This window comes from Variovorax sp. GW822-FHT04E09, from assembly GCF_058800845.1.
In genome coordinates, this window is record NZ_JBXAMR010000003.1 from 1 (window position 1) to 25,206 (window position 25,206).

Annotated in this window: 21 protein-coding genes; 12 read left to right on the top strand and 9 right to left on the bottom strand. The window is 69.1% G+C overall.

The annotated features are described in order from the left end of the window. Positions 1-108: 108 nt before the first annotated feature. Both AC1RL8_RS12085 and AC1RL8_RS12090 read right to left on the bottom strand, forming a co-directional pair. Positions 109-3,234: an efflux RND transporter permease subunit gene (locus AC1RL8_RS12085; protein ID WP_492684381.1), complete on the bottom strand. Its 3,126-nt coding sequence runs from the start codon at positions 3,232-3,234 to the stop codon at positions 109-111. Continuing rightward, the gene (locus tag AC1RL8_RS12090; RefSeq protein ID WP_492684382.1) at positions 3,231-4,907 is read right to left on the bottom strand and encodes an efflux RND transporter periplasmic adaptor subunit; all 1,677 of its coding nucleotides are present in this window, start codon (positions 4,905-4,907) and stop codon (positions 3,231-3,233) included. Before AC1RL8_RS12090 ends, AC1RL8_RS12085 begins: the two co-directional genes overlap by 4 nt. Positions 4,908-5,195: 288 nt before the next feature. Between AC1RL8_RS12090 and AC1RL8_RS12095 the strand changes: the two genes are divergently transcribed. From AC1RL8_RS12095 to AC1RL8_RS12115, 5 genes are read left to right on the top strand one after another with little or no spacing between them, the layout of a single operon-like run. Beyond that, complete coding sequence (locus AC1RL8_RS12095; protein ID WP_492684383.1) at positions 5,196-5,717, top strand: DUF6622 family protein; 522 nt, start codon at positions 5,196-5,198, stop codon at positions 5,715-5,717. Between the two features lie 41 nt (positions 5,718-5,758). Next, on the top strand, positions 5,759-6,724 hold the full coding sequence (locus AC1RL8_RS12100; RefSeq protein ID WP_492684384.1) for a sterol desaturase family protein: 966 nt from the start codon (positions 5,759-5,761) through the stop codon (positions 6,722-6,724). Next, positions 6,721-7,035, top strand: a complete 315-nt coding sequence (locus tag AC1RL8_RS12105) for a 2TM domain-containing protein (protein ID WP_370870079.1) — start codon at positions 6,721-6,723, stop codon at positions 7,033-7,035. The genes AC1RL8_RS12100 and AC1RL8_RS12105 overlap by 4 nt, the downstream gene beginning before the upstream one ends. Next, complete coding sequence (locus tag AC1RL8_RS12110; protein ID WP_492684385.1) at positions 7,032-8,114, top strand: sensor histidine kinase; 1,083 nt, start codon at positions 7,032-7,034, stop codon at positions 8,112-8,114. The genes AC1RL8_RS12105 and AC1RL8_RS12110 overlap by 4 nt, the downstream gene beginning before the upstream one ends. 27 nt (positions 8,115-8,141) lie before the next feature. Beyond that, complete coding sequence (locus AC1RL8_RS12115; RefSeq protein ID WP_492684386.1) at positions 8,142-8,981, top strand: LytR/AlgR family response regulator transcription factor; 840 nt, start codon at positions 8,142-8,144, stop codon at positions 8,979-8,981. Positions 8,982-9,062: 81 nt separating this feature from the next. On the opposite strand, the gene AC1RL8_RS12120 is transcribed toward AC1RL8_RS12115, so the two are convergent. Then, positions 9,063-9,422 (bottom strand): hypothetical protein, encoded by a 360-nt coding sequence (locus AC1RL8_RS12120; RefSeq protein ID WP_070062581.1) that lies wholly within the window; start codon positions 9,420-9,422, stop codon positions 9,063-9,065. A 137-nt stretch (positions 9,423-9,559) separates the two neighbouring features. On the opposite strand from AC1RL8_RS12120, the gene AC1RL8_RS12125 reads away from it, so the two are divergent. The 5 genes from AC1RL8_RS12125 (at position 9,560) to AC1RL8_RS12145 (ending at position 14,334) form a co-directional block, all read left to right on the top strand. Beyond that, positions 9,560-11,377, top strand: a complete 1,818-nt coding sequence (locus AC1RL8_RS12125; protein WP_492684387.1) for a glutamine--tRNA ligase/YqeY domain fusion protein — start codon at positions 9,560-9,562, stop codon at positions 11,375-11,377. 139 nt (positions 11,378-11,516) lie between these two features. Then, a complete protein-coding gene (locus AC1RL8_RS12130) occupies positions 11,517-12,482 on the top strand; it encodes a GSU2403 family nucleotidyltransferase fold protein (protein ID WP_492684388.1) in 966 nt (321 codons plus the stop codon). Continuing rightward, positions 12,479-13,039 carry a pseudouridine synthase gene (locus tag AC1RL8_RS12135; RefSeq protein WP_492684389.1) on the top strand — a complete coding sequence of 187 codons (561 nt, stop codon included), beginning with the start codon at positions 12,479-12,481 and terminating at the stop codon, positions 13,037-13,039. Before AC1RL8_RS12130 ends, AC1RL8_RS12135 begins: the two co-directional genes overlap by 4 nt. 43 nt (positions 13,040-13,082) lie before the next feature. Further along, positions 13,083-13,982: a peptidoglycan DD-metalloendopeptidase family protein gene (locus tag AC1RL8_RS12140; RefSeq protein WP_492684867.1), complete on the top strand. Its 900-nt coding sequence runs from the start codon at positions 13,083-13,085 to the stop codon at positions 13,980-13,982. Positions 13,983-14,004: 22 nt separating this feature from the next. Next, the gene (locus AC1RL8_RS12145) at positions 14,005-14,334 is read left to right on the top strand and encodes a hypothetical protein (RefSeq protein WP_083259292.1); all 330 of its coding nucleotides are present in this window, start codon (positions 14,005-14,007) and stop codon (positions 14,332-14,334) included. Between the two features lie 15 nt (positions 14,335-14,349). Here the strand turns inward: AC1RL8_RS12145 and AC1RL8_RS12150 are convergent, their stop codons facing one another. From AC1RL8_RS12150 to AC1RL8_RS12160, 3 genes are all read right to left on the bottom strand, one after another. Then, on the bottom strand, positions 14,350-15,285 hold the full coding sequence (locus AC1RL8_RS12150; RefSeq protein WP_095948925.1) for a M14 family metallopeptidase: 936 nt from the start codon (positions 15,283-15,285) through the stop codon (positions 14,350-14,352). Between the two features lie 113 nt (positions 15,286-15,398). Continuing rightward, positions 15,399-16,601, bottom strand: coding sequence for an ammonium transporter (locus AC1RL8_RS12155; protein WP_062476947.1), 1,203 nt, complete (start codon positions 16,599-16,601; stop codon positions 15,399-15,401). 173 nt (positions 16,602-16,774) lie between these two features. Beyond that, the gene (locus AC1RL8_RS12160) at positions 16,775-17,710 is read right to left on the bottom strand and encodes a LytTR family DNA-binding domain-containing protein (protein WP_492684390.1); all 936 of its coding nucleotides are present in this window, start codon (positions 17,708-17,710) and stop codon (positions 16,775-16,777) included. A 146-nt stretch (positions 17,711-17,856) separates the two neighbouring features. Between AC1RL8_RS12160 and AC1RL8_RS12165 the strand changes: the two genes are divergently transcribed. Next, positions 17,857-19,125, top strand: a complete 1,269-nt coding sequence (locus tag AC1RL8_RS12165) for an acyltransferase family protein (RefSeq protein ID WP_492684391.1) — start codon at positions 17,857-17,859, stop codon at positions 19,123-19,125. Here the strand turns inward: AC1RL8_RS12165 and AC1RL8_RS12170 are convergent. After that, positions 19,043-19,489, bottom strand: coding sequence for a PaaI family thioesterase (locus AC1RL8_RS12170; RefSeq protein WP_062476955.1), 447 nt, complete (start codon positions 19,487-19,489; stop codon positions 19,043-19,045). The genes AC1RL8_RS12165 and AC1RL8_RS12170 overlap by 83 nt on opposite strands. Positions 19,490-19,727: 238 nt before the next feature. On the opposite strand from AC1RL8_RS12170, the gene AC1RL8_RS12175 reads away from it, so the two are divergent. After that, positions 19,728-21,356 carry a DUF4139 domain-containing protein gene (locus AC1RL8_RS12175; protein WP_492684392.1) on the top strand — a complete coding sequence of 543 codons (1,629 nt, stop codon included), beginning with the start codon at positions 19,728-19,730 and terminating at the stop codon, positions 21,354-21,356. Between the two features lie 150 nt (positions 21,357-21,506). Here the strand turns inward: AC1RL8_RS12175 and AC1RL8_RS12180 are convergent, their stop codons facing one another. Together AC1RL8_RS12180 and AC1RL8_RS12185 are read right to left on the bottom strand one after the other, a co-directional pair. Then, positions 21,507-23,696 (bottom strand): TonB-dependent receptor, encoded by a 2,190-nt coding sequence (locus tag AC1RL8_RS12180; RefSeq protein WP_492684393.1) that lies wholly within the window; start codon positions 23,694-23,696, stop codon positions 21,507-21,509. 31 nt (positions 23,697-23,727) lie between these two features. After that, positions 23,728-25,203, bottom strand: a complete 1,476-nt coding sequence (locus AC1RL8_RS12185) for an ABC transporter permease subunit (protein ID WP_492684394.1) — start codon at positions 25,201-25,203, stop codon at positions 23,728-23,730. Positions 25,204-25,206 lie beyond the last annotated feature (3 nt).

Sequence of the window (25,206 nt, forward strand, 5' to 3'; positions counted from 1 at the left end):
CGCCTTTTCTTTGCTTACTTTCTTTTGGCGAAGCAAAAGAAAGTGAGTCCGCCGCCGGGCGGAACTCCCGGCCCCGGGAAGCAAACAAGCAGCAGGAGTACAGACAGATCAAGCCGCCTCCTCCTCAAGCTCCGAAGAAGAAGCCCGAGCACTCCCCCCACCCAACCGATCAAACGCCAGATAAATAACCGGCGTAGTAAACAAAGTCAGCAACTGACTAACGATCAACCCGCCAAAGATCGCAAGCCCGAGAGGACGCCGCAACTCCGCCCCATCCCCAAAACTGAACATCAGCGGCACAGCAGCAAACAGCGCAGCCAAAGTAGTCATCAAGATCGGACGAAACCGCAGCAAAGCTGCCTGATGAATCGCCTCACGAGCCGACTTCCCCTGCGTCCGCTCCGCATCAATAGCAAAGTCGATCATCATGATCGCGTTCTTCTTCACGATGCCGATCAGCAGAATGATCCCGATGATCCCGATCACCCCCAGGTCATTGCCAGTCAGCATCAAGGCCAACAAAGCCCCGACCCCAGCAGAAGGCAACGTAGACAAGATCGTCAACGGATGCACATAGCTCTCGTACAGCACCCCCAGCACGATGTACACACAAACCACCGCCGCCAGAATCAACCACAGCTGATTCGACAACGACTTCTCATAAGCCCCTGAAGCCCCCAGGAAAGTCATCGTCACACTGCTCGGCAGCCCGATCTCTTTAGCAGCCGCGCGAATCGCGGCAACCGATCCACCGAGCGAAACCCCCGGCGCCGTATCGAAGTTCAACGTACTCGCCGGGTACTGCGCCACGTGCGTGATCTGCAGCGGAGCCTGCTGCTCGCTGATCTCCGCAAACGCAGACAACGGCGTCGCCGTGCCCGACCCCGCAATGAGGTTCAACTGCCCCAGCGTCTGCGGCGTATTCACCATGCCAGGCTGCGCTTCCAGAATCACGCGGTACTGGTTCGTCTCCGTGAAGATCGTCGACACGATGCGCTGCCCGAAGGCGCTGTACAGCGCGTCGTCCACCGAACTCGCGGTGATCGACAGCCGCGACGCCGTGTCGCGGTTCACGTTCACATACGCCGCCAACCCCTGCGCACCGGCATCGCTGCTCACGTTGCGCACCTTGTCCGACTCCTGCAGCTTCGCCACCAGCTTCTGCATCCACTCGGTGACCAGCGCACTGTTCACGCCTTCGAGCGACACGCGGTACTCGGTCGGCCCGGTCTCGGCGTCGATGGTCAGGTCCTGCGTGGGCTGCAGGTACAGCGTGAGGCCGGCCACCTGCCGCACGCGCTCGCGCAGGCGCTCCATCACCTCCTGCTGGTTGTCGTGGCTGCGGGTCAGGTTGATGAGCATGCTGCCGGTGTGCAGCATCGTGTTGTTGGCCGCGTCCACGCCGACGAAGGAGCTGAGGTTCTCGACGTCATGATCTTCAAGGATGGCGCGCGCGGCCTGCTGCTGCAGCTGCGCCATGCGCTCGAAGGACACGTCTTGCGCGGCCTGCACGCGGGCCTGAAGCTGGCCGGTGTCCTGCGTGGGGAACAGACCCTTGGGGATCGTGAGGTACAGCAGCACGGTCAGCACCAGCGTGAGCAGCGCCACCAGCAGCGTGAGCGGCTGGTGCGCGATCACCCAGTGCAGCGAGCGGTCGTAGCGCACCATCACGCCGTCGAAGAAGCGCTGGGCGCGCGCGCCGAAGCCGGTGCCCGATGCGTCTTTCTTCGGCTCGTGCTTGAGCCAGCGCGCCGACATCATCGGCACCAGCGTGAGCGAAACCACGCCCGAGATCAGGATGGTGATCGCCAGCGTCACCGCGAACTCGCGGAACAGGCGGCCCACCACGTCGCCCATGAACAGCAGCGGAATGAGCACCGCGATGAGCGACACAGTCAGCGAGATGATGGTGAAGCCGATCTGCGCGGCGCCCTTGAACGCGGCCTGCAGGGGCTTCTCGCCCTCCTCGATGTAGCGCGCGATGTTCTCGATCATGACGATCGCGTCGTCCACCACGAAGCCGGTGGCGATGGTCAGCGCCATCAGGCTCAGGTTGTTCAGGCTGTAGCCCAGCAGGTACATCAGGCCGAAGCTGCCGATCAGCGAGATCGGCACGGCAATGCTGGCGATGACGGTGGCGCGCAGGCTGCCCAGGAAGGCGAAGATCACCAGCACCACGAGCACCACGGCCAGCACCAGTTCCATCTCGACGTGCTGCACCGACGAGCGGATGCCGGCGGTGCGGTCGCTCAGCACCTCGACCTGCAGGCCCGCGGGCATGCCGGCCTGCAGCTCGGGCAGCTGCTTCTTGATGGCGTTGACGGTGGCGATCACGTTGGCGCCGGGCTGGCGCTGCACGTTCAGGATGATGGCCGGCGTGAGCTGCACCTGCCCGTCGACCTTGCGCCCAGCCCAGGCACCGAGCTGCGTGTTCTCGGCGCTGTTGACCACGCGCGCCACGTCGACCATGCGGATCGGCGCGCCGTTCTTGTAGCTGACGATGAGGTTCTTGTAGTCGTCGACCGTGAGCAGCTGGTCGTTCGAGTTGATGGTGTAGGCGCGCTTGGGGCCGTCGAAACTGCCCTTGGCGCCGTTGGAGTTGGCCGCGCTGATCGCGGTGCGCAGCGAATCCAGCCCGATGCCGTTGGCCGCGAGCGCCTGCGTGTTGGCCTGGATGCGCACGGCTGGGCGCTGCCCGCCGCTGAGCGAAACGAGGCCCACGCCCGAGACCTGGCTGATCTTCTGCGCGAGCCGGGTGTTCACGAGGTTCTGCACCTCGGTGAGCGGCAGCGTGTCGGAGGTGATGGCCAGCGTGAGCACCGGCGCATCGGCCGGGTTGACCTTGGCGTACACCGGCGGCGCGGGCAGGTCGGCCGGCAGCAGCGAGCCGCCGGCGTTGATGGCGGCCTGCACTTCCTGCTCGGCGACGTCCAGCGTCTGGCCCAGCGAGAACTGCAGCGTGATGATCGACACGCCCGCGGCGCTGGTCGAGCTCATGCGGTCCAGGCCCGACATCTGGCCGAACTGGCGCTCCAGCGGCGCAGTGACGGTGTTGCTCATGACCTCGGGGCTGGCCCCGGGGTAGAGCGTCTGGACCTGGATGGTCGGGTAGTCGACCTGCGGCAGCGCCGCCAGCGGCAGGAAGCGGAACGCCACCAGGCCGGCCAGCACGATGGCCAGCATCAGAAGCGAGGTGGCGACCGGCCGCAGGATGAACGGGCGCGAGGGGCTCATGGGCTGCGCCGTCCCTCACCGCCGCGTTCGCCGCCGCCGGCGCCGCCGCGCTCGGCCATGCGCTGCCAGCGTTCCAGCGCGGCCGGCTCGCCGCGGTCGAGGGCTTCGAGGAAACGCTTGCGGCGTTCGAGTTGTTCGGGGTCGTCCTTGGCCGCGTCGAGCATGCGCTGGCGCTGCTCGGCGGTAGGGAGCTTGGCGGGCGTGGCTGCAGGTGCAGGCGTTGCTGCCGCGGGCGCTGCAGCCGGCGAAGCCGCTCCAGCAGCGGGTGCGGCCGGGGCCTGCGAGGGCGAAGCCGGCGCCGCCGCTTCGGCCGGACGGGCACCGCCGCCTTGCGCACCACCGGCACCACCGCCACCTTCCTGCCGACGTCCTCCACGCCGTCCGCCCGGCGCTGCCGCCCCGGAGGCCGCACCGGCCGGCCGGTCGACCGTGGTCTGCACGCGCGCGCCGTCCTTCAGGCGGTCGCCGCCTTCGGTCACCACGGTTTCACCGGGCTGCAGGCCCTTGGTGATCGAGGCGAAATCGACGCTCGATTCGCCGCGCGTCACCGGCCGCTGCGAGGCCGTGTTCTCGGCCGTCACCACGTACACATAGTCGCCGTTGGGGCCGTGGCGCAGCGCCGTGACCGGCACCACCACCGCACTGCTCACGGTACGCAGCAGCAGCCGCAGGTTGACGAACTGGTTCGGGAACAGCGCGCCGTCGGCGTTGGTGAAGCGCGCCTTGGCCTTCACGGTGCCGGTCTGCGTGTCGACCATGTTGTCGAGCGTGGAGAAGCTGCCGTCGGCCAGCCGGCGCGTGCGCGTGCGGTCGAAGGCGGTGGTGGCGAGCGTGGCGCCCTGGCCCAGCCGCTCCTGCACCTCGGGCACGCGGTCTTGCGGAATGGCGAACTCGACGTCGATGGGCGCGATCTGCGTGATGGTGGCCACGCCGCCGGTGCTGCCGGTCGAGATGTAGTTGCCCGCGTCCACCGGCCGCAGGCCGATGCGCCCGCTCACCGGCGCCGTGATGCGGCTCCAGGCCAGGTTGAGCTTGGCGGTGTTCTCGTTGGCGCGGTCGATGGCCACGGTGCCTTCGAGCTGCTTGACCAATGCGGCCTGGGTGTCGACGTCCTGGCGGGCGATGGAGTCCTGGCCGAGCAGCGTCTGGTAGCGCTGCAGCGTGACGCGCGCCGCGGCCAGCTGCGCCTCGTCGCGCTGGCGGGCGCCGGCGGCCTGCGCCAACGCGTTCTCGAAGGGCTGCGGGTCGATGGTGGCGAGCACGTCGCCCTTCTTGACCATCTGGCCTTCCTTGAACAGCACGGCCGTGAGCACGCCCGACACCTGCGGCTGCACCGTCACGTTGGCCAGCGGCGTGACCGTGCCCAGCGCTTCGAGTTGCACCGGGATGTCGGCCTGCCGCGCGACGGCGGTGCCGACGGTGCTGGAGGCCGGGCCCCCGCCGCCCGCCCGGCCGCCCGGGCCACCGCCGCCGGGGCGGCCTGCGCCTGCACCCGGCCCGCCCGCGCCCGGTGCCGGCGACTTGGAACGCTGCACCAGGTACCAGGCACCGCCCCCGAGCGCCACGAGCAGCAGCAGGGCCAGCAGGCTCCCGACCCAGCGGCGCCGGCGCGCCGGAGGATGGGTCGGCGACACGACGGGTGGCAGGGGCTCGGGAGGCGTTTGGGAATCCATGGGCGGTGCGTGCGAAGGGGTGCGAAAAGGCGGCCTGAAGGGAGGCGGCCTAGAGTACAGCGCGAAATATCACTCCCGCAGTTTTCCGTGCCGTAAAGCGACGGTAAAGCTTCCGTTTGCGTGGCACCCCACCATCGCCGGGGCCGCCGTTCGCGCCCGCGACCCGCACTTCACGCCGCCCACCCGCATTTCGTCGCATGGCCGTGGCGGCGGCCGGGCGGCATCGGCACAGTCCGCTCCATCGATTCCCTCCCCGCCCTCATTTCCTTCCATCCACCGGAGCCTCTCATGCTGATGCAGATCCTTCTTCACACCCCGAAGTGGGTGTTCGCCGTGTTCGTCCTGCTGGCCTGGCTCGGCGGCCGGCAGCTCGTGGCCAACCGCATCGGCCTGAACCGCGTGCTGGTGATGCCGGTCGCCATGGCCGGCCTGTCGTTCTGGGGCGTGGTGTCGGTGTCCGGCGAGTCGGCCGGCGCCCTGATCGGCTGGGCCGTGGCCGCGCTGCTGCTCATGGTGCTGGTGCTGCGCCGCCCGCTGCCGGCGACCACGCGCTACGACGCGGCGGCGCGCCAGTTCGAGGTGGCGGGCACCGCCGTGCCGCTGATGCTCATGATGGGCATCTTCCTCACCAAGTACGTGGTGGGCGTGTCGCTGGCCCTGCATCCCGAGCTGCGCCACCAGGCCGCCTTCGCCCTGGGCGTGCCGGCGCTGTACGGCGCCTTCAGCGGTGTCTTCGCGGCCCGCACCGCACGCCTGTGGCGCCTGGCCGCCGCGTCGGGCGCGATGGTCAGCAGCGCCCGCGCGGCCTAAGATTCCGACGCCCCGCCCGCCCTTCGCCGCCAGGAACCGCCATGACCGTGCTCGTGTTGATCCTCAAGATTTCCATCTCGGTGGTGCTGCTTGCCTCGCTGGCCGAAGCGCTGGTGCTGTCGTGGCGCAACGGCTGGCGCAGCTACGACTGGAAGGCGGCGGGCATCTCGGTGTTCGACTTCCTGGTGCGCGAATACCCGCTGCGCTGGCTGCTGCCGCTGGCCTTCTGGGTCGGCGCCATGGACTGGCTCTACGCCCACCGGCTCTTCGCGCTGCCGATGGACCACTGGACCGGCTGGCTCGCCTGCTTCATCGGCCAGGAGTTCTGCTACTACTGGTACCACCGCGCCGCGCACCGCGTGCGCTGGTTCTGGTGCACCCACGCCGTGCACCACTCGCCGAACCAGCTGAACCTGTCGGCCGCCTACCGCTTCGGCTGGACCGGCCGGCTCACCGGCACGCTCGCCTTCTTCCTTCTGGCGCCGCTCCTGGGCATGCCGCCGCGGATCATCTTGCTGATGCTCACGCTGAACCTGCTCTACCAGTTCTGGATTCACGCGACCTGGATTCCGAAGCTCGGCCCGCTCGAATGGGTGCTGAACACGCCCTCGGCCCACCGCGTGCACCACGCCTCGAACCTGGAGTACCTGGACGGCAACTACGGCGGCGTGCTGATCGTGTTCGACCGCCTGTTCGGCACCTACATCCCCGAGCGTGCCGACCTGCCCTGCCGCTACGGACTGGTGAAGCCGATCACCTCGTACAACCTGTTCGAGATCGAGTTCAGCCAATGGCGCGACCTGTGGCGCGACCTGCGCTCGGCGCGCTCGCTGCGCGCCTTCGTCGGCTACCTCGTGAAGCCGCCGGGCTGGCGGGCGGACGGGCCGGGCGAGACCACCGAGGAGCTGCGCCAGCGCGCGGCACTGCCACCTTCACCGTCGATGCCGGCATCGGCCGCCAGCGACTTCGTTCCCCTTTCACCTGTCTCTCTCAAGGAGCTGTCATGACCCCCATGTCCCCGTCCTCTTCTTCCTCCTCCTCTTCTTCGTCCGCCGACATCGAGCGGCGCGCCCGCCGCCGCGCCGGCGCCAAGATGGGCTGGTTCATCCATGCCTTCGTCTATGTGGTCGTCAATGTCGGGCTGGTTGCGCTTGCCGCCTCGCGCGGCCACAACTGGGCCGTGTACCCGCTCATGGGATGGGGCCTGGGCCTGCTGATCCACGGCGCCGTGGTCTGGCTCATCGCGCCCGGCGGCGGCCTGTACGACCAGCTGCTGGAACGTGAGCGCCGCGCGCTAGGTGGCGGGGACCGCCGGTGACGGCCACGGCGGACGACACGCCACGCCCGTCGCGCTTTCGCGCCGAGAACCTGCGAGACATCCTGCGGCACGGCCTGATCACGGCCGCCTTCTGCTGCGTCATCGCCGCGGCGCTGACCGTCTCGGGCATGGGCAGCTGGAGTTCGCAGATGGTGTATTCGCTGTCGATCGGAACGATCAGCTGGCTGGTCATCGACACCGGGCGCCTGTTCATCAGCGGCCACCAGAACGTGCTCTGGCCGCACGGGCCCTGGGGCTTCGTGCTGGTGGCCTTCGGCGTCACGCTGGGCTTCCTCGGCGGCGGCGCCATCGGGGACGCCTGGGTCGGCCGGCCGCTGTTCGACTTCACGGGCTTCGCCCGGCACCGGATGGTCTCCACCATCGTCATCACGCTGGCAGCCACCATCGGCATGTGCTACTTCTTCTACAGCCTCGGGCGCAGCAAGCACATGCAGCGCCAGCTCGACCTGGCGCAACGAGACGCCACGGACGCCCGCCTCAAGCTGCTCGAAACCCAGCTCGAGCCGCACATGCTGTTCAACACGCTGGCCAACCTGCGCGTGCTGATCACCGTCGACCCGCCGCGCGCCGTGGCCATGCTCGACCGGCTCAACAGTTATCTGCGCATGACGCTCAGCGGCTCGCGCGCGCTGTCGCATCCGCTGTCGGCCGAGTTCGACCGGCTGGGCGACTACCTCGAGCTGATGTCGGTGCGCATGGGCGAGCGCCTGCGCTACACGCTCGACCTGCCCGACGACCTGCGCGACACGCCCGTGCCGCCGCTGCTGCTGCAGCCGCTGGTCGAGAACAGCATCCGCCACGGCCTCGAGCCCCAGGTCGAAGGCGGCGAGATCGCCGTGCGCGCGCGCCGCGAGGCGGGCGAACTGGTGATCGAGGTGAGCGACACCGGCGTCGGGCTCGATGCGGCACCGCAGCCGTCGGAAGGTGGCGGCTTCGGGCTCGAACAGGTGCGCGAGCGGCTGGCCACCGTGTACGGTGAGCAAGGCCGCCTGAGCCTGGCCCCCGCGCCCACGGGCGGCGGGACGCGCGTCACCCTGAACCTTCCCCTGCCCGCCTGAACAGGCCCCCACGACGACAAGAAGACGATGCCCCTCACCGCCCTCATCGCCGAAGACGAACCCCTGCTGGCCCAGGCCCTGCAGGCCGAACTGGCCGCCGCCTGGCCCGAGCTGCGCGTGGTCGCCACCGCCCGCGACGGCCGCAGCGCCGTGCGCGAGGCGCTGCGGCTGCTGCCGCAGGTGCTGTTCTTCGACATCCGCATGCCCGGCCTGGACGGCTTGGGCGCCGCCGCCGAACTGGCCGACAGCTGGCCCACCGACGAAGCGCCGATGCCGCAGCTGGTGTTCGTGACCGCCTACGACGAGTACGCCGCGCGCGCCTTCGAGGCCGAGGCCATCGACTACGTGCTCAAGCCCGTGCAGCCCGAGCGCCTGCGCAAGACCGTGGCGCGGCTGCGGCAGGCGCTGGCGGCGGCCGCGCCGTCGATGAGGCCGCCCATCCCGGCCGACGAGGCGCTGGAGCGCACCCTCGCCCAGTGGCGCCAGGTGCTGGGCGCCGCCGGCGGGGCCCCGTCGGCATCGGCGTCGCCATCAGCGACGCTGCGCATGATCGCCGCCAGCGATGCCGGCGGCGCCACCGTGCGCATGGTGCCGATCGACGAGGTGCTGTATTTCGAGGCCGCCGACAAATACCTGCGCGTGCTCACCGCCACGCAGGAGTACCTGATCCGCACGCCCCTGAAGCAGCTGCTGCCCCAGCTCGATGCCGACACCTTCTGGCAGGTGCACCGGGCGGTGGTGGTGCGCAGCGCGGCCATCGAGGCGGTGCACCGCGACGAGGCCGGCAAGCTGCACCTCGCGCTGCGCGGGCGGGCCGAGAAGATCCCGGTCAGTCGGCTCTACGCCCACCTGTTTCGCGCCATGTGAAATCTGCGCGCCCCGCACGCAGCAAAAAGCCGGCCTTTTCGGGGCCGGCTTTTTTCATTCAGTCACGAATGGCGTTGTAAATCAGCGCCAGTGGCCGTGTCCGTGGCCATGACCGCGGTGATAACCACGACCGTAGTAGCGCGGGCCGTAATAGGCCGGCGGCGGTGCGTAGTACACCGGTGCCGGGCGGTAGTACACCGGCGGCGGCGGGCGGTAGTAGACCGGGGGCGGCGGTGCGTAGTACACCGGGGCCGGCGGCGCATAGACCGGGGCCGGGTAGTAGGCGGGACCGCCCACGCCGACCGCCACGCCGGGCACGCCGACGCCGATCGACCAGCTCACGTCGCCGCGGGCGCTGGCCGAGGTGGCGGCAAACAGCGCACCGAAGGCCACCGCACCGGCGGCGGCCCATTTGAAGAGGGTAGAACGTGTGACGCTCATGATGTGGGACTCCTTGTTGGGGGGCGTTGTGCGCCCCATGTCCGTATTGAACGCTGCAATTGCAAAGCGGGTGGACGCTGCATTGTGAAGAGCGTTGCCAAAAGTAACCCCGACAGCCCCCCCTCTAGAATGACGCGATGACCTCCCCGACCGACAAAAGCGGCACCAAAACGACCGCTGCACCGAGCAATTTCCTGCGCCATGTGATCGAGAACGACCTCGCACAGGGTGCCTACGCAGGCCGCACCTGGGGCGGTTCCCCGGGCGACGCCGCCCACCACGCCCAGGGCATGCCCGACCCCGCCAAGGTCCGCATGCGCTTTCCGCCCGAGCCCAACGGCTACCTGCACATCGGCCACGCCAAGAGCATCTGGCTGAATTTCGAGCTGGCCAAGGAATACGGCGGCGTGTGCCACCTGCGCTTCGACGACACCAACCCCGAGAAGGAAGAGCAGGAGTACGTCGATTCCATCCGCGACGCCGTGAAGTGGCTCGGCTACGAAACCTACCTGGCCGACCGCCCGAGCGCGCCCGGCACGATTCAGGAGCACGAGTACTTCGCCAGCAACTACTTCGACTTCATGTACGAAGCCGCCGAGTACCTGATCGGCGCCGGCCTGGCCTATGTCGACGAGCAGACGCCCGAAGAAATGCGCGCCAACCGCGGCGACTTCAACACGCCCGGCACCGACAGCCGCTTCCGCAGCCGCACGCCCGACGAGAACCTGGCGCGCTTTCGCGAGATGCGCGACGGCAAGCTCGCCGATGGCGCCGCCATCCTGCGCGCCAAGATCGACATGGCGAGCCCCAACATCAACATGCGCGACCCCGCGCTGTACCGCATCCGCCGGGCCACCCACCACAACACGGGCGACAAGTGGTGCATCTACCCGATGTACACCTACGCGCACCCGATCGAAGACGCGCTGGAGCAGATCACCCACTCCATCTGCACGCTCGAATTCGAAGACCAGCGCCCCTTCTACGACTGGCTGCTCGACCGCCTGGCCGAAGGCGGCCTCGTCGCCAGCCCGCACCCGCGCCAGTACGAGTTCGCCCGCCTGAACGTCACCCACGTGATGACCAGCAAGCGCAAGCTGCGCCAACTGGTCGAAGAGAAGCACGTCGACGGCTGGGACGACCCCCGCATGCCCACCATCGCCGGCCTGCGCCGCCGCGGCTACACGCCTGCCGCGCTGCAGCTGTTCTGCGAACGCAGCGGCACCACCAAGTCGGGCGGCTGGATCGAGTACGCCAGCCTGGAGGCCGCGCTGCGCGACACCCTCGACCCCATCGCGCCGCGCGCCATGGCCGTGCTCGACCCGGTGAAGCTCGTCATCACCAACTGGGGGGAGCTGATGGGCAGCAACGACGCGCTCGACGACTGCTCCGCCCCCGTGCACCCGCACCACCCCGAGATGGGCAAGCGCGAATTCAAGCTCGGCCGCGACGTCTGGATCGAGCGCACCGACTACGAAGACGTGCAGCCCAAGGGCTTCTTCCGCCTCTTCCCCGGCAACAAGGTGCGCCTGAAGTACGGCCACGTCATCGAATGCACCGGCGCCACGCGCGACGCCGACGGCAAGCTCCTCGAAGTGCAGGCCACGCTGGTGCCCGACACCAAGAGCGGCACGCCCGGCGCGGACGCGATCAAGGTCAAGGGCAACATCACCTGGGTCGCCGCAGCCGATGCCGTGCAGGCCGAGGTGCGGCTGTACGAGCGTCTATTCGCCGAAGCCAACCCGGGCAGCGGCGAGCTGCTGGACGAGCTGAACAAGCACAGCCTCGAGGTGTGCACGGCGTTCGTCGAGCCGTCGCTCGCGAAGGCCGAGCCGGGTGTGGGCATCCAGTTCGAGCGGCATGGCTACTTCGTGCGCGACACGAAGGGCGCCGCCGCCGGCGGACAGGTGGTGTTCAACCGCGCGGCGGGGATGCGGGACAGCTGGGGCAAGTAGGCCCGCTGGTCGCGTTCTCCCGCAAAGCCGGGGCCGTTGTGGCCCCGGCTTTTTTCATGCCCTCATCGGTTGACATAAGTTATTGATTTGAAATAATTTTCCGTATAAATTAAGACTCTTGATTTTTATACGGAAAATCATGGACTTCCAGGACATCGGCGACGACGCCCGGCGCCAGTACATCGATGCCAGAGCCACGTTCGAGGCCCTCGAAGCGGCGGAGGTGCAAGCCGCGGGCGTGCGCGGTGGCATGTACTGGAAGACGGTAAACGGCGTCGAATACCTCGTGCGCACCAGCACCCGCAACGCACAAAAAAGCCTCGGGGCGCGGAGCCCTGAAACCGAGGCCATCCACGCAGGCTTCATCCAAAGAAAGGAAGAAGCCGAAGGACGCGTCAAGGATCTCGGCGAGGCACTCGCCCGCCATCAGCGCATGAACCGGGCGCTGTTCGTCGGCCGCGTGCCGACCATCGTCATCGACATCCTCGACATGCTCCAGCGCGCGGACATTGCAGAGCACTTCACCGTGGTGGGCACGCACGCGCTCTGCGCCTACGAAGCAGCAGCGGGCGTGCGCCTGCAGAGTGCCGCCGTGGCCACGCGCGATGTCGACCTGCTCTGGGACACGCGCAAGCGTTTTCGCCTGGCAACGCAGCTCAAGCGGCTCGATTCGTCCATGCTGGCCTTGCTGCGCAAGGTCGACAAGACCTTCGCCTTGATCGCCGATCAGCGCTACACGGCGGTCAACAGCAAAGGCTTCGAGGTCGACATCCTGCGTCGCGAAGCACAAGAGCATGACCCCCACCCGGCACAGCTCAGCGACGATGAAGACGACTTCTGGGCCGTGCAAGCCCACAACGCAGAACAGTTGGTGAGCGCCCCGCGCTTCTCGGCCGTCGTGGTCGGCACCACCGGGCACATGGCGCGCATGAACACCGTGCATCCACTCGCCTTCGTGCGCTTCAAGCGGTGGCTGGCCCAGCGACCCGATCGCGATCCACTCAAGTCTGGACGCGACAGCTTGCAAGCGGACACCGTGGAAGAACTGGTGCGAGACTATCTGCCGCAGCTGGCCGATGCGCCACGCGATGCCACCCGCCCATGAATCTGCCGACCAGCTCCCGCCTCATCCGCTTCAACAAACCCTACGGCGTCCTCAGCCAGTTCACGCCCGAGGGCCGCTGGCGCGGGCTGAAGGACTTCATCGACCTGCCCGGTGTCTACGTCGCCGGACGGCTCGATGCCGACAGCGAGGGCCTGCTGCTGCTCACCGACGACGGCAAGCTCCAGGCGCGCATCGCCGATCCGCGCTTCAAGATGGAGAAGACCTACTGGGTGCAGGTCGAGGGCGTGCCGACCGACGAAGCGCTGGCGGTGCTACGCAACGGCGTGCAGCTCAACGACGGCCCCACGCGCCCCGCACGGGCGCGCCGGCTCGATCCGCCGCCCGACGTGTGGAACCGCGAGCCCCCCATCCGCGAGCGCAAGCTCATTCCCACCGCGTGGCTGGAGCTGGCGATCAGCGAAGGCCGCAACCGCCAGGTGCGGCGCATGACGGCGGCCGTGGGGCTGCCGACGCTGCGCCTCATCCGCGCCGCCATCGGGCCTTACACGCTCGACGGGCTCGCGCCCGGAACCTGGCGGGAACAAAGCGGCGGCTGAGCCGCCGCACCCTCAACTCCTCATTCGAATCCTGTCCATGCACATGAACCTTCCTTTCTCCGATCTCCCTGCTGCCGCATTGAACCGCCGCAGCGCCGTGCTCGGCGCCCTCGGCCTGCTGGCGCTGCCTGCCGGTGCCGCGGCCCCGGCCAAGAAAAACAACAAGCCGCAGGCGCCTGATGTCTGGCCGCGCGCCTTGCTGGTGCCGGGCGGCGTTGCCCGCCTGTCGCTCGGCCCCGCGGCCACGCGCCCCAAGGCTTTCGCCGGCGACGTGCCGCTGCTGGTGCTCGGCGATCCGATCGAATGGACCGCGCTGGTCGGTATTCCGCTGGCCACCCCACCCGGCGAAGCCCGCATCAGCGTGCGCGCCGAGGGCAACAAGCCCGAGCGCCAGATCGCCTACACCATCGCCCCGAAGCAGTACCGCGAACAACGCCTGACAGTGGCGCCGCGCACGGTCGACCTGTCGCCGGAAGACGAGGCTCGCTACACCAAGGAGCGCGATCACCTGACCGGCGTGATGGCCACGCTCTCCGACCTGCGCCCCGACGCCGCGCTGCAGATGCGCGTGCCCGTGCCGGGCCGCCGCTCCAGCTCGTTCGGCCTGCGCCGCGTGTTCAACGGCCAATCGCGCAATCCGCACAGCGGCATGGACATCGCAGCCGGCACCGGCACGCCCGTGCGCGCGCCGCTGGCCGGCAAGGTGATCGACACCGACGACTACTTCTTCAACGGCGGCACCGTCTGGGTCGACCACGGCGGCGGCCTGCTGACGATGTACTGCCACCTGAGCCGCTGGGACGTGAAGGTGGGCGACGTGCTCAAGGCCGGCGAGCCGCTGGCCGCCGTGGGCGCGACGGGGCGAGTGACCGGGCCGCATCTTCATTGGGGGGTGATGCTGAACCGGACGATGGTGGACCCGGCGTTGTTCGTTGCGGGTTGAGGCACCCCGCCGGAATGCCGTCATGCGTGACAAAGCGCCGACCCTCTTCACCGAAGCCTGCCTCGCCTCCTCGTTCGCCCCCACCGAACGCCGCGAAGCCCTCGCCCGCCTCAACACCCTCTTGCACCCCGCCCTGCAGCGGATCGTCGCCGCCGAGGTCGCCGCGGGCAACCGCGTCGTCGACGTCGGCATCGACTGGCCCGACGAGGGCTCGGTGCACGTCACGCTCCAAAGGCACTTCACGGCCCGGCACGCCGGCAAGCAGGCCGCGTTCAGCCTCTGCGACGACCCGCACTACTGGCATGCCGACTACAGCACCGCGGACAAACCGCGGCACCTGCTGATCTGCTGAAGAAGAACGCCGGCCTCAGAGCGGCCTGGTCAGGTACACCGCCTCGCGCCCGACGATCGTGCGCTGCGCGGGCATGAAGATCGTGCAGTCGTCGCACGGCGCGCGGATTTCGTCCGGGCCGTTGGTGGCGATCAGCTCGCCCTTGGCAAAGGTCTCGAAGCCGATCAGCGGGCGCACGAAGGCGAAGTCTTCCGACTTGATGACGTGCGTCTGCAGCAGCTCGAAGCGACGCTGCTCGCCGGGCGCGGGCACGGCCGGGTCCTTGTCGATGAGGCCGAAGTGCGCCAGGAAGTCGAGCGAGATGGCGGTGGCCAGTTCGGAGGCCGAGCGCAGGAAATGCTGGCCGCACTCGGCCACCAGCGCCACGCCCTTGCCGTCGGCCCGGCCATGCTGGCCGTGCTGGATCAGCGGCGTGCCCGAGCCCAGGCCGTCGGGCATCACCAGGTGCACCGACGGGCGGCCGATGGCCATGGCGGCCTCGGCGTTGCGGTCGAAGGCCGGGTACACCCAGAACGGGATCACGGGCTGGCTCGTGGAATGGATGTCGAGGATGTGGTCGGCCGCGCTCACCACCGGGCGCAACTCGCGGGCGCGGCGCAGCTCGGGGCTGTCCTCGCTGCCGTCGAGCCATTCGGGCGACCACACGCGGTTGAGGTTGTGCACCAGCTGGCGGCTGTCGAAAGGCAGCGCCTCGTTGAAGGACTCGTAGGCCGCCACGTTGGCAAAGCTGACGGTGAGCGTGCCGATCTTCGGGCGCACGCCGGTGTCGAGCAGGTGCGTGGCGGCGGTCATGCCGCAGATCTCGTTGCCGTGCGTCAGCGCGTTGATCAGCACGTGCGGGCCGGGCTTGCCGGACTCGAAGCGGTGCACGTAGTCGATGCCGACATTGCCCTCGCGGTAGGCGGACAGGTCGCGGGGGAGGACTTCGAGGGCGGGGGGAGATTGGGTCATGGGGTGGTGAACAGGTGGGATCGGGGGCCGCCGGCAAGTTTGCTACAGCTGGCAAATTCGTGCCGCGAGCCGCAAATCCCCCGTTGCGGCTCATGTCCTGAGCCGCAACGCCCTCACCAATTCACTTCCCGCTCCGGCGTCGCCGAAATGTGGTGGATCGACAGATCCGCCCCGTCGTACTCCTCCTCCTGCGACAGCCGCAGCCCCATGGTCGCCTTGAGCACGCCGTACACCACGGCACCGCCGATCAGCGCCCAGACCACGCCAAGCAAGGTGCCGATCAGCTGCGCCCACAGGTTCACGCCGCCGATGCCGCCCAGCGCCTGGGTGCCGAAGATGCCGGCCGCGATGCCGCCCCAGGTGCCGCACAGGCCGTGCAGCGGCCACACGCCGAGCACGTCATCGATCTTCCATTTGTTCTGGGTGCGCGTGAACATGAAGACGAAGATGGCGCCGGCCACGCCGCCCGCCACGAGCGCGCCCAGCGGGTGCATGAGGTCGGAGCCGGCGCACACGGCCACGAGGCCGGCGAGCGGGCCGTTGTAGACGAAGCCGGGGTCGTTCTTGCCCATGGCCAGCGCCACCAGCGTGCCGCCGACCATGGCCATCAGCGAGTTGACGGCGACCAGGCCCGATATCTTGTCGATGCTCTGCGCGCTCATCACGTTGAAACCGAACCAGCCCACGCACAGCACCCACGCGCCCAACGCCAGGAACGGGATGTTCGACGGCGGGTGGGCGCTGAGCGAGCCGTCGCCGCGGTAGCGGTTGCGGCGCGCGCCCAGCAGCAGCACGGCCGGCAGCGCGAGCCAGCCGCCCACGGCGTGCACGACGACCGAGCCGGCGAAGTCGTGGAACTCGTGGCCGGTGACCGAGGCGATCCAGCCCTGGATGCCGAAGGCCTTGTTCCAGGCGATGCCCTCGTACAGCGGGTAGACGAAACCGACGATCACCGCGGTGGCGATCAGTTGCGGCCAGAACTTGGCGCGCTCGGCGATGCCGCCCGAGATGATGGCCGGAATGGCCGCCGCGAAGGTCAGCAAAAAGAAGAACTTCACCAGCTCGTAGCCGCTTCTTGCCGACAGTTCGGTGGCGCTGACGAAGAAATGCGTGCCGTAGGCCACGCCGTAGCCCACCAGGAAGTACACGATGGTCGACACCGAGAAGTCGACCAGGATCTTGACCAGCGCATTGACCTGGTTCTTCTTGCGCACGGTGCCCAGTTCCAGGAAGGCAAAGCCGGCATGCATGGCCAGGACCATGATGGCGCCGAGAAGGATGAACAGCGCGTCAGCGCCCTGTTTGAGTGCGTCCATGAGAGCTTCTTGCAGGTTTTTGGTTTGATTTGGTGCGTCGCACCCGAACGGCTCGGGGCGCCGGCGCAAGAAAGCAAAAATGGTGCCTGCAGGCTCTTTGATGGTGCGGAACGACCCAAGAATGGGCCGAATTCGCAGGACGCGCACCGGATCGGAACGCGCCGCCGGAGCGCTCAGCCGCCGCGCAGCGCGTCGCGATACCGCCGGCTGCAGGGCACGCTCGTGCCGTCGTGCATGTGCAGCCGGGCATCGCCGCCGTCGAGCGGCTCGATCTCCTTGATGCGGCCCAGGTTCACCGCGTGGCTGCGGTGCACGCGCACGAAGGTGGCGGGATCGAGCTGGGTCAGGAAGTCGGTGAGCGTGGCGCGCAGCAGGTAGTCGTGGCCGTTGACGTGCAGGCCGACGTAGTTGCCCTCGGCCTGCAACCAGTCGATGTCGGTGGCGGCGATGAGGAATTCGCGGCGCAGCTTGCGCACGAGGAAGCGTTCGGGGCGGGCCGGCGGCGGCGCTACTGGTGGGGGCGTCTCCTGCACGGAGGGTTCGAAACCCTCCGGTTCCGCCAGCGCCTCGGGCATCGGCGCCACGCCCTCTTCCGGCGGATCGAGCACGCGCGCCTCGCCCTGCAGCCGCAGCATGAAGAGCCGGTAGGCCCACACGCCGAAGACCATCGTGGCGTAGACCCGCACGTCCTTCAGGTACTCGTAGCCCCATCGCCCCATGGCGCCGGCGAAGTCGTAGGGCTCGCCGGCCGCCGCGTACACCGCGGCGCGCAACCCGAACATCGCCGCGACGTGCGCCAGGCTCAGGAGCACGCTGGCCACCAGATGCCCGGCGAGAAAGCGCACCCAGTGGTCGCGCGCCAGCGGCGACAGCCAGCGCTCCACGGCCACCAGCACCGGCACCAGGGCCAGCAGCGCGATGTGGCTCGACACCTCCCAGGTGACGACCTCCCAGTTCGCGCGCGGCACGGCGCGGCTGCGGGCGTCGATGAGCGCGACCACGGTGCTGATCGCGGCATGCACCGTCATCAGCACGATCCAGAAGCCGACTTCGACGTACCGCCGGATCGGTTCGTAGCGCTCGTACAGGTTCTTGCGCGGCTCGCTCATGCGGGGATTCTCGCGAACCGGGGGCCGGATTTCATCCCCGGGGGCCACCGTTCGTCACAAATCCGGGGCGATCCGTCCCGGCGGTGGCCCCGGGGGCGGGCGCGGGGGCCACGATGGCCGCCGTTTCTTCGTTCCAGGAGCCCGCCATGCCCACCGATTCCGTTTCAGCCCTCGCCCCGCAGCGCCGCCACGACATCGACGCCCTGCGCGCCCTCGCCTTCCTGCTCGTCATCCTCTACCACGTGGGCATGTACTACGTGGCCGACTGGCCCTGGCACCTGAAGAGCCCGCACGCGGCCGAGTGGCTGCCGTGGCCGATGCGGGTGCTGAACCTGTGGCGCATGGACTTGGTCTTCCTGATCTCGGGCGTGTCGCTCGGCTTCCTGAGCCGGGGCCAGGGCACCTGGGGCCTGCTGCGCAGCCGGGGCCTGCGGCTGATGCTGCCGCTGGCCTTCGGCATGGCGGTGGTCGTGCCCTACCAGGCCTATGCCGAAGGCGTGGCGCGCGGGCTGGTGGCGCCGGGCTTCGGCACCTTCCTGCTGCGCTACCTGTCGATGGGCGCGCCCTGGCCCAAGGGCGCGTTCGCGGGGGCGGAGTTCGGCATCACCTGGAACCACCTCTGGTACCTGCCCTACCTGTTTCTCTACACGGCACTGGTCGCGTTGACGCTGCCGCTGTGGCGCTCGGCGGCCGGCCAGTGGGTGCGGCGGCGCTTCAACGGGCTGCGCGGCTGGCAGCTGCTGATGCTGCCCGCGCTGCCGCTGCTGGCGTGGACGGTGCTGCTGGCGCGGCACTTTCCGGCCACGCACAACCTGGTGTGGGACTTCCACCTGCACAGCATCTACTTCACCGTCTTCCTCTACGGCTACTGGATGGGCGTGGACACGGGCATCTGGCGCGAACTCGAACGGCTGCGCCGCATGTCGCTGCTGCTGGCGGTGGCGGTGATCGGCGCGTTCATCGCGCTGCGCGTCGGGGCCCTTGTTCCGCCCAAAGGGCTGCTGATGGACGTGCTGCGCACGGCCTACCTGTGGCTCGCGGTCGCCACGATCCTGGGCCATGGCCACCGCCACCTGAACCGCCCCTGGCCGTGGCTGCGCTGGGCCAACGAGTCGGTCTACCCCTGGTACATGCTGCACCAGACGCTGATCGTCGCGGGCGTGGCGCTGCTGGTGCCGCTGGCGCTGGGCCCGGTGTGGGAGCCCGTGGCGCTGGTCGCCGTGACCATTGCCGGCTGCTGGCTGCTGACCGACGGGCTGATCCGCCGCATCGGCTGGCTGCGCCCGCTGTTCGGGCTGAAGCGCAAGCCCGAGGCCGAGCCTGCGGCGGTGCTTACGCCGCCTGCTTCGGCTTCGGCGTCGTCGACGCCTCGTCCACCGGCACCAGGATGGCGTTCGCCGTCGCCACGAGCTTGAGCTTGTCTTCGCCCTGGCCTTCAGGCTGCGCGAACAGCTCGGCCCCGACGAACACCTGCTTGCGCCCCGCCTTCACCACGCGCCCGCGCGCCACGAAGGCCTCGCCGATGGCGGGCGAGATGCAGTTGATGGAGAAATGCGAGGCCAGCACGCGGCCCGCCACGGTGGCGGCCGCGAAGCCGCTCACGGTGTCGAGCAGCGCGGCGATCATCCCCGCGTGCAGGAAGCCGGTGTACTGGCCCATGTCTTCCTCGCGCCATTTCATGCGCAGTTCGGCCTGCCCGTCGGCGGCCTGTGTGACGTCGAAGCCGGCCCAGCGGTTGAAGGCGGCCGAACGGTTGATGGCCTGGATCGTGTCGAGCATGGGGGGTGTCCTTTCAGGGTGAATCAATGGAGGGAAGGCGAGACCCACTCTAGGAAGCGGCGCCGCCGCGCACCGTCTCTTGGGTGACCGGTTCGCCGCCGGCAGATGCCTGCGCGACAGCAACGCGCCCGCGTCACATCGGCGTCATGAAAAAAACTTTGCGACGCCTTAACCCCGTTCGCCCGCCCCGTCCGTAGAAGCAGAGATTCGTCACCGACTTTCTTCCGGAAGGCTTTCCATGCACACACCGTTCTCCGCCCGTCCCCTCCTGCGTGCCACCGCCCTCGCCGCCCTCTGGCTGGCCGCGGGCGCCGGCGCTCACGCGCAACTGCAGGCCGATGCCTCGCGCATCACGCAGGTCAAGGTCTACCCCGGCAGCGCCACGGTGGAGCGCGTGGCGCGCGTCGCGGCGGGCAGCCGCTCGGTCACCTTTGCCTGCCTGCCGGCGGGGCTCGACGTGCAGAGCCTGCAGGTGTCGGCCGGCGCGGCCGTGCGCGTGGGCGAGACCTCGGTGCTGAGCGAGGCGCGCGAGCTCTCGGCCAACTGCGCCACCAGCGCGCTCGACGGCCGCATCCGCGAACTCGAAGACCGCAAGGCCGCGTTGCAGGCCGAGACCGATGCGCTGGGCATGGTCACGGGTTATCTCAAGGGGCTGTCGGGCGGCGAGTCGGGCCCCGGCGCGCGCGCGCCGATGGATGCGCGCAACCTCGCGGCCATGACCGAGGCGATGCGCCGCTCGGGCCAGGACGCGCTGCTCAAGCAGCACCAGATCCAGCGCCAGCAGACCGACCTCGACCGCCAGCTCAAGCCACTGCTGGCCGAGCGCGGTCGCACGCAGGGCCAGGGCGCGCAGGTGACGGCCGTCACCGTCACGCTCGCCGCCAGTGCCGACGCCGACGTGAAGCTCAGCTACCAGGTCAACGGCCCGGGCTGGACGCCCAGCTACCGCGCGCTGCTCGACACCACGACGCGCAAGGTGCGCATCGAGCGCCAGGCGCTGGTGGCGCAGGCCACGGGCGAGGACTGGCGCGGCGTGAAGCTGGTGCTGTCCACCGGCCAGCCGCGCCGCGAGACCACGGGGCGCACGCCGAGCGCGTGGCGCATCGGCATCGAGCCGCCGCCGCGCGCGAACGCCGAGTCAGCGTACATGGCCGCGCCGATGGCCGCCGCCCCCTCGCCCATTGCCGCCGACCGCAAGATGGCGATGGAGCGCGCACGCGAGCCACTGTTCGACGTGAGCGTGTTCGACAACAGCTTCGCCACCGAATTCGCCGTGCCGCAGAGCATCGACGTGCCTTCCAACGGCCAGCGCGTGACCCTGGCGCTGGGCCAGCATGAGGACACGGCGCAGCTCGCCGCACGCACCAGCCCGCGCGTGGACCCGAGCGCCTTCCTGGTCGCCGAGATGGCGCAGCCCTCGGGCGTGTGGCCGGCCGGCCCGATGCAGCTGTACCGCGACGGCAACTTCGTCGGCCAGGGCCGCTGGAACGCGCCGAGCGACGCGAAGCTCACGCTCTCGTTCGGCCGCGACGAACTGGTGCGCGTGCAGGTCGAGCCCGAGCGCGACAACCAGGGCTCGGGCGGTTTTGTCGGCTCGCGCGCCGAGCGCCAGGTGCAACGCGCCTACGTGGTCGAGAACCGCCACCGCACGCCGATCGCGGTGCAGGTGCTGGAGGCCACGCCGGTGTCGGTCGACGAGCAGGTGCGCGTGACCACACGCTTTGCACCGCAACCCGCTGATCAGGCGTGGAACAAGCAGCCGGGGCTGGCGATGTGGCGCTTCGACCTGGACGCGGGGCAGACGGCACGGGTGTCGGCGGACTACACGATCGGGTATCCGAAGGATGCGCGACTGCAGATGCGCTGAGGGCGTGTGTTCAGGGCGTGTGCACAGGCCACCGGGTACTTCCCTCCGCGAATGTCCCCCGGCCTGCGGCCTCCTCCTTGATTTCGCTGCGGGAAGCACCCAGTGTCCTGCGCACGGGGCACGCTGCCGGTTCTCCCCAGCGCACGGGGCTCAGAAGTCGAACTTCGCCGACACCTCGAAGGTCCGCCGCGGCGCCAGCAGCACCTGGCTCGCGGCGCGGCCGGTCCAGGTCGCGTAGAGCCGGTCCGTCAGGTTGCGCACGCGAAAACTCAACAGGGCATTTTTCAACCGGTAGCTCACGGCCGCATCGACCGTCGTGAAGCCGTTGATGCGGATCTGGTTGGCGTTGTCGGTGTACATCGGCCCCGTGTGATTCAGCGACGCGAAGTATTCGAACTTCGAACCGTCGGGCCGGTAGGTGGCGAAGACGTTGGCCATGCGCTCGGGCACGTTCGGCGGGGTCTTTCCCACGCGCGAGACGTTGCCGGCTTCGACCAGCGTGTCGAAGCGCGCATCGAGCGCCGCGAGGTTGCCCGCCAGCGTCCATTCGCGCGTGGGCTTCCACACGGCCGACAGCTCGAGGCCGCGCGACGACTGGCGCCCGTTGTTCACGGTGGTCGCGGCGTTGTTCGGGTCGCGCGAGAGCACGTTGTCGAGCTCGATCTTGTACAGCGCGGCCGTCCACTCCAGGTTCGCCGCGGGCAGGCTCTGCTTGAAGCCCACCTCGGCCTGCTTGCCGCGCGACATCGGAAACGCGGCGTTCGAGGCCGACAGCAGGAAGAGCGATCCCACCGGCAGCGTGGCGTTGGTGTACTGCGCATACAGGCTCGACTGCGGCGACAGGTCGTACACCGCGCCGATGCGCCCCGAGGTGGCGCGGTAGCTCGCGCCGAAGCGCGTGACGCTGCCCGCGTTCAGGTCCCAGATGCGGCGGTCGACCTCGGTGCGGTCGTGGCGCAGGCCGCCGACGAACGTGAGGTCGCGCATCGGCTTGAGCGCGTCTTCCACGAAGACCGAGGCGACCTTTACGCGCGAGAAGGTGTCGGCGCGGTTGCCCGCGCCGGTGGTCAGCGCGGGGTTGTCGTCGAAGTAGCCGGTGTACGGGTCGAACACGGGCACGCGCAGTTGCGCGGCGGTGGTGGGGCTGCTGTTGGAGAAGCGGCGCTGGCTGCCGAAGCGGGTTTCGCTGTACTCGCCGCCGACGACGAAGCGGTTGTCCAGGCCCGCGATCTTTCCCTTGTGCGTGGCGTCGAAGCGGTCGAGCCAGAAGTCCTGGTCGTGCGTGATGAGCGTCTGGTCGCGCGCGATGCTGGCCGGCGGCACGAAGGTGGCGCTCTCGGAGTTGCGGAACATGCGCTTCGACTGGTTGGCCGAGAACTCGTTGCGCCACGACCAGCCGCCGTCCAGTTGCCCCGTGAGGCGCGCGCGCAGCCAGTAGGTTTCGGACGAGTTCTCGTCGTCGCGCACGTTGTAGTTGGTGCGCGCCATGCGCCGGTCGATCACGCGGCCATCGGGCGTGCTGACCACGTTCGTCGGCTGCGTGGCGAAGCTGCGCGGCACGAGCGGCGTGCCCCAGTAGGCGTCGTTGTCGTCGCGCAGGTAATCGAACGACAGGTCGAGCTTCACCGAGCCGCCCAGGTCCACCAGCAGGCCGCTCGTGAAGTGGTCGATGCGCTCGCCGTTGCGGTCGATGGTGCCCACTTTCGTGTCGTTGCGGCTGTAGTCGAGCCGGTAGGCGCTGGCCTCGCCCAGCGCGCCGCCGAAGCCGAAGGCCGCGCGCGTGGAGCCGTAGCTGCCATACGAGAGCAGCGCCTCCTTGTGCGGGTTGCTGCGGTCGGGCCGCTTGGTCACGAAGTTGACGATGCCGCCGATGGCGCCTTCGCCGTCGAGCACCGAGGCCGGGCCCTTGAGCACTTCGATGCGCTCGTAGTTCCAGGTGTCCTGCACGCGGTTGGTGACGCCTGCGCCCGAGCTGCGCACGCCGTCGTACAGGTACATGAGGCTCGTGAAGCCGCGCAGCGACAGCGTGGTCGGCGACGACGGCGGGCCGCCGCCCGAGAGGCCCGCCATGCCGCGCAATGCTTCGCTGAAAGTGCGCGCGCCGCGTTGCTGGATCGCGTCCTGCGACAGGATCTCGACCGAGGCCGGCGTCTCGCGCACCGACAGGCCCAGGCGCGAGGCCGTGCCGCTCGTGTCGTCGAGGTGCAGGCTGTTCGCGTCGCGGCTGCCTTCAATGGTGACGGTGCCGAGTTCGGCGTTGTTGCTGCTGTCTTGTGCAGAGGCGACTTGCAAGGCGGTGAAGGCGGCCAGCGCGACGGTGGTGCGGGTGAACGGGGTCATGGAACGGTGCGTGGAAGAAATGAAGAAAGCGTCAGGCCACCGAGAAGCGCCGCAGCCGCCAGGCCGCGAGCCCGAACAGCAGCAGGCTCGGCACCAGCAGTTGCAGCACAGCGAGCGCGGCCTGCCCGCGCACGAGCTCGGCGGGCTCCTCGTGCCAGGCGAAGGTGGGCATGCGGTCGAAGTCGGCCGGGGCAAGCGCATCGCGCGCATCGATGCGCGGGAAGAAGAAGGCCTTCCACGCTTCGTGGTGCGCCACGGTCTGTGCGTCGAAGCGCGCATGGCGCCGTGCGCCGTTGCCGGCCAGCGCGGTCATGCCCTCGTAGGCCACGGCCGCCGGCGACACGGCGCCGAAGCGGCCCACCAGCGCCTGCTGTTCCGACTGCTGCGCATCGAAGCGCGCGAGCGCGGGGCGGATCGCTTCGTCGACCTCGCGCTGGATGCGGTAGTTGGCCAGCGAGCGGCCGGCGATCTCGATCTTGCCGTCGCGCGGCACGAGGATGGCACCCTGCCCCACGTGCTGGTACTCGGTGCCCAGCAGGTCCTGGTAGCGCTTCATCGCCTCGGCCGTGACCACGCGCTGGCGCGTGGCCAGCTCGGTGCGTGAGGGCGCGGGGCTGGCCTGCGTGACGGCCAGGTTGAGCAGCACCGGTGCCACGAGCACCAGCAGCACCCAGGCGATGACGAGCACCATCGCGTTCGTCGCCGACGAGGCGCCGAAGGCATTGACCGCCACCACCAACGCGAACCAGAACAGCGCGTAGGCGCCCACGAGCAGCGCCCACCACAGCGTGGCGCTGCCCGCGCCGCCGGCGGTGAGCCCCGCATGGCGCGCAATCCACAGCACCGCCACCGGCAGCAGCACAGCCGGCCCCAGCAGCACCGCGGCGCGCACCGTGAGCTTGCCCGCGAGCAGCGTGCGCAGCCGCAGCGGTTGCGACAGCAGCAGGCGCAAGGTACCGTTCTCGCGCTCGGCCGACAGCAGGTTGTAGCTGAGCGCAAAGATGAGCAGCGGCAGCAGGTAGACGATGACGAAGGCCAGGTCGAAATGCCCGCTCAGCAGGTGCCACGGGTTCTCGATGTCGCTGGGGTTCATGAACACCACGCGGCTCTGGTTCGTGACCTGGTACTGGCTCGGGAACAGGTCGCTCTGCCCCAGCGCGACCGGGCCCAGCGGCGCGGTCGGCAGCAGCACGTGCTGGCCGCCGTAGCCGCTGGCCATGCGCGAAGGATCAGCCGGATTCTCGAAGGGCGTGGGCTGCGCGGTACCGGCGAAGATGGCTTCGAGCAAGGTGCGCTGCGCGGTGCGGGTGTCGCGGTCGGCCTGCGCCACCGCGGCCTGCGCGCGGTCGCGCTGGGCGGTCTGCAGCAGGCCGTTGCCCAATGCATAGGCCACGAGCAAGAGGAACAGCGCGCCGACGACCCAGAGGCCGCGCTCGGCGAGCATCAAACGAACTTCCTGGCGCATCACGGCCAGCAGGCGGCGGCCTTGGGGAGGATGAATGGACATGGG

Coding starts and splice junctions, on each gene's coding strand:
- AC1RL8_RS12085 (WP_492684381.1), bottom strand. CDS start 3,234: ATGAGCCCCTCGCGCCCGTTCATCCTGCGGCCGGTCGCCACCTCGCTT.
- AC1RL8_RS12090 (WP_492684382.1), bottom strand. CDS start 4,907: ATGGATTCCCAAACGCCTCCCGAGCCCCTGCCACCCGTCGTGTCGCCG.
- AC1RL8_RS12095 (WP_492684383.1), top strand. CDS start 5,196: ATGCTGATGCAGATCCTTCTTCACACCCCGAAGTGGGTGTTCGCCGTG.
- AC1RL8_RS12100 (WP_492684384.1), top strand. CDS start 5,759: ATGACCGTGCTCGTGTTGATCCTCAAGATTTCCATCTCGGTGGTGCTG.
- AC1RL8_RS12105 (WP_370870079.1), top strand. CDS start 6,721: ATGACCCCCATGTCCCCGTCCTCTTCTTCCTCCTCCTCTTCTTCGTCC.
- AC1RL8_RS12115 (WP_492684386.1), top strand. CDS start 8,142: ATGCCCCTCACCGCCCTCATCGCCGAAGACGAACCCCTGCTGGCCCAG.
- AC1RL8_RS12120 (WP_070062581.1), bottom strand. CDS start 9,422: ATGAGCGTCACACGTTCTACCCTCTTCAAATGGGCCGCCGCCGGTGCG.
- AC1RL8_RS12125 (WP_492684387.1), top strand. CDS start 9,560: ATGACCTCCCCGACCGACAAAAGCGGCACCAAAACGACCGCTGCACCG.
- AC1RL8_RS12130 (WP_492684388.1), top strand. CDS start 11,517: ATGGACTTCCAGGACATCGGCGACGACGCCCGGCGCCAGTACATCGAT.
- AC1RL8_RS12135 (WP_492684389.1), top strand. CDS start 12,479: ATGAATCTGCCGACCAGCTCCCGCCTCATCCGCTTCAACAAACCCTAC.
- AC1RL8_RS12140 (WP_492684867.1), top strand. CDS start 13,083: ATGAACCTTCCTTTCTCCGATCTCCCTGCTGCCGCATTGAACCGCCGC.
- AC1RL8_RS12145 (WP_083259292.1), top strand. CDS start 14,005: ATGCGTGACAAAGCGCCGACCCTCTTCACCGAAGCCTGCCTCGCCTCC.
- AC1RL8_RS12150 (WP_095948925.1), bottom strand. CDS start 15,285: ATGACCCAATCTCCCCCCGCCCTCGAAGTCCTCCCCCGCGACCTGTCC.
- AC1RL8_RS12155 (WP_062476947.1), bottom strand. CDS start 16,601: ATGGACGCACTCAAACAGGGCGCTGACGCGCTGTTCATCCTTCTCGGC.
- AC1RL8_RS12160 (WP_492684390.1), bottom strand. CDS start 17,710: ATGAGCGAGCCGCGCAAGAACCTGTACGAGCGCTACGAACCGATCCGG.
- AC1RL8_RS12165 (WP_492684391.1), top strand. CDS start 17,857: ATGCCCACCGATTCCGTTTCAGCCCTCGCCCCGCAGCGCCGCCACGAC.
- AC1RL8_RS12170 (WP_062476955.1), bottom strand. CDS start 19,489: ATGCTCGACACGATCCAGGCCATCAACCGTTCGGCCGCCTTCAACCGC.
- AC1RL8_RS12175 (WP_492684392.1), top strand. CDS start 19,728: ATGCACACACCGTTCTCCGCCCGTCCCCTCCTGCGTGCCACCGCCCTC.
- AC1RL8_RS12180 (WP_492684393.1), bottom strand. CDS start 23,696: ATGACCCCGTTCACCCGCACCACCGTCGCGCTGGCCGCCTTCACCGCC.
- AC1RL8_RS12185 (WP_492684394.1), bottom strand. CDS start 25,203: ATGTCCATTCATCCTCCCCAAGGCCGCCGCCTGCTGGCCGTGATGCGC.